Origin of the sequence: Luteimonas notoginsengisoli (assembly GCF_042648885.1) — a bacterium.
Taxonomy (GTDB): domain Bacteria; phylum Pseudomonadota; class Gammaproteobacteria; order Xanthomonadales; family Xanthomonadaceae; genus Luteimonas; species Luteimonas notoginsengisoli.
On the sequence record NZ_JBHRYF010000025.1, the window covers coordinates 1 to 630 of the forward strand.

A 630-nucleotide genomic window follows, 5' to 3' on the forward strand; every position below is an offset into this window, starting at 1 on the left:
GACCTGCTGCGTCCGGAGTACCCGGCTGTGAACCATAAGAAGGTCTACCGCCTGTATCGCGAGGCGAACCTGGCCGTGCGTCGCCGCAAGAAGGTCCGCAGGCCGCCCAGCGAGCGCCAGCCGCTGTCGTCGGCAACGGCGCCCAATGCGGTGTGGAGCATGGACTTCGTCAGCGACGCGATGGCCAACGGGCGCCGCCTGAAGTGCCTGACGGTCGCAGACGACTTTACCCACGAGTGCGTCGACATCACGGTCGACCATGGCATCAGCGGCGCGTACGTCGTGCGCGTGCTGGATCAGGCTGCGCGGTTCCGCGGTTACCCGCGGGCCGTGCGCACCGACAACGGTCCGGAGTTCACCAGCCGGGCCTTTATTGCATGGACGCAGCAGCACGGCATCCAACACCTGCTGATCGAACCAGGCCGGCCCATGCAGAACGGCTACATCGAGAGCTTCAACGGCAAGTTCCGCGACGAGTGCCTCAACGAGCACTGGTTCACGTCGTTGGTCCAATCCCGCGAGGTCATCGCCGAGTGGCGCCGCGACTACAACCAGGTTCGACCGCACAGCAGTTGCGGACGCATCCCGCCGGCCCAGTTTGCCGCCAACCACCGAACCCAAACCAACCCC

1 protein-coding gene is annotated in these 630 nt (G+C 65.7%); it reads left to right on the plus strand.

The annotated features are described in order from the left end of the window. A partial coding sequence (locus ACFOM9_RS16300) for an IS3 family transposase (RefSeq protein ID WP_386713397.1) occupies window positions 1-630 on the plus strand: 630 nt, incomplete at both ends.